Origin of the sequence: Pseudomonas sp. PS01299, assembly GCF_029960145.1 — a bacterium.
Taxonomy (GTDB): domain Bacteria; phylum Pseudomonadota; class Gammaproteobacteria; order Pseudomonadales; family Pseudomonadaceae; genus Aquipseudomonas; species Aquipseudomonas putida_A.
Genome location: NZ_JASCPO010000456.1, coordinates 1 through 1932, shown reverse-complemented (window position 1 = coordinate 1932; position 1932 = coordinate 1). Strand labels below are relative to the sequence as shown.

Sequence of the window (1932 nt, the reverse complement as noted above, 5' to 3'; positions counted from 1 at the left end):
GCATTCAACAACGATGTCGGCCGACCCACCGCTATCGCGAGCAGGCTCACTCCTACAGGGTTTTGCGTTGACCTGATTGTTTGTTACGAGATGTTTACAAATTTTTTACCAATGTTCTTCTACAGTTACGCGCGTAACCGCGTGTGTTTTCTATTCTGCTAGAGGAATGTCTGTAATGGCTTTGGGCAAAGGACTGCGTTTACCGTCCATCACTTCCACCCGGCTGGTGTTGCTGTTTTCCCTGGCACTGGTGGCGCTGTACAACCTGGCGACCTGGAAGGCGCTGGGTACGCTGATCACCCTGCAAGGTGCACACAAACTGGCGTTTTTCGCTTCGTTCGGCCTGTTCCTGTGGGCGGCGATCACCCTGCTGCTGACCCTGGTGTCATTTCGCTGGACGCTGAAACCGGCGCTGACTGTGGTGGCCCTGCTCTCGGCCTGCGCTGCGTATTTCATGAACGAATACGGGATCACCATCGACACGGTGATGATCCAGAACGTCTTCGAAACCAACCCGGGCGAAGCCGCTGCGCTGTTCAACGGCAAGCTGCTGGCTTACGTGTTGCTGCTCGGCGTGCTGCCGGCGGTGTTGATCTGGCGCTGGCCGGTGCGTTATCGACCGTTCTTTCGCGGCCTGCTCAACAAGCTGCTGGTGATTGCCGCTTGCGTGCTGGTGATCGGCGCCTCGGTGGGCGCGTTCTATTCGACCTATGCGCCGATCTTCCGCGAAGAAGACAAGCTCACCCACTTCATCAACCCGACCAATTACATCTACGCCATCAGCAAGTACACCAAGCAGCGCCTGGGCATCAAAAAGCACTTTGTGGTGCAGGCCATCGGTGAAGACGCGGTGATGAGCGCGAAAGCCGCCAGCCGCGAGAAGAAGTCGCTGATGGTGTTTGTGGTCGGCGAAACCGCCCGCGCCGATCACTTTTCGCTGAACGGCTATGCGCGCGAGACCAATCCCGAGCTGAGCAAACTGGACATCCTCAACTTCACCCAGGTGCACTCCTGCGGCACGTCCACGGCAGTGTCGGTGCCGTGCATGTTCTCGATGTTCCCGCGTGAGGACTACAGCGACAAGAAAGGCAAAACCTACGAAGGCCTGCTGGATATCCTGCAACGCGCCGGCGTGCAAGTGCTGTGGCTGGACAACAACAGCGACTGCAAAGGCACCTGCCTGCGCGTGCCGCACCGCGACATCGCGAAGAACCAGCCGGGGCCGTTCTGCGACGGCAACAACTGCCTCGATGAGGCGCTGCTGGCCGACCTGCAAAGCTACATCGACAGCCTCAAGGGCCACGCGATCATCGTCCTGCACGCCGACGGCAGCCACGGCCCGGAATACTACGAGCGTTATCCGCAAGCGCTCGAACGCTTCAAGCCGATCTGCCACACCAATCAGTTGGGCAGTTGCAGCCGCGATGAACTGGTGAACGTGTACGACAACACGATCCTCTACACCGACCACTTCCTCGCCAAGGTCATCGAGTTGCTCAAGCGCAATCAGGACACGCTGGATACCTCGATGCTGTACGTCTCCGACCACGGCGAATCGCTGGGTGAAAACGGCCTGTACCTGCACGCGGCGCCCTATGCGTTGGCGCCAGAAGCGCAGACGCATGTGCCGATGGTGATGTGGTTTGGCAGCAACACTCTGGCGCAACTGGGGATTGATCGCGATTGCCTGCAAGGCAAGACCGGGCAGCCGGATCTGAGCCATGACAACCTGTTTCATTCAGTGCTGGGGTTGTTCGAGGTGAAGACCGCGCTGTATCAGCCGGGGCTGGATGTGTTTCGCGGGTGCCGGCCAGCCATGACGGCTGCGCAATAGCTCGCATATCGCGCAAATTCCCTTGTAGGAGTGAGCCTGCTCGCGATAGCGGTGTGTCATTCAACAATGATGTCGGCTGATACACCGTTATCGCGAGC

General features: G+C 58.7%; 1 protein-coding gene. It reads left to right on the top strand.

Annotation, left to right across the window (positions count from 1 at the left end; genetic code table 11):
• The first annotated feature begins 175 nt into the window (after positions 1-175).
• Positions 176-1834 (top strand): phosphoethanolamine--lipid A transferase, encoded by a 1659-nt coding sequence (locus QMX91_RS30955; protein ID WP_282413891.1) that lies wholly within the window; start codon positions 176-178, stop codon positions 1832-1834.
• Positions 1835-1932: the final 98 nt, after the last annotated feature.

What these genes read in the sequence shown, in the direction of transcription:
- QMX91_RS30955 (WP_282413891.1), top strand. Translation starts at nt 176, where the DNA reads ATGGCTTTGGGCAAAGGACTGCGTTTACCGTCCATCACTTCCACCCGG.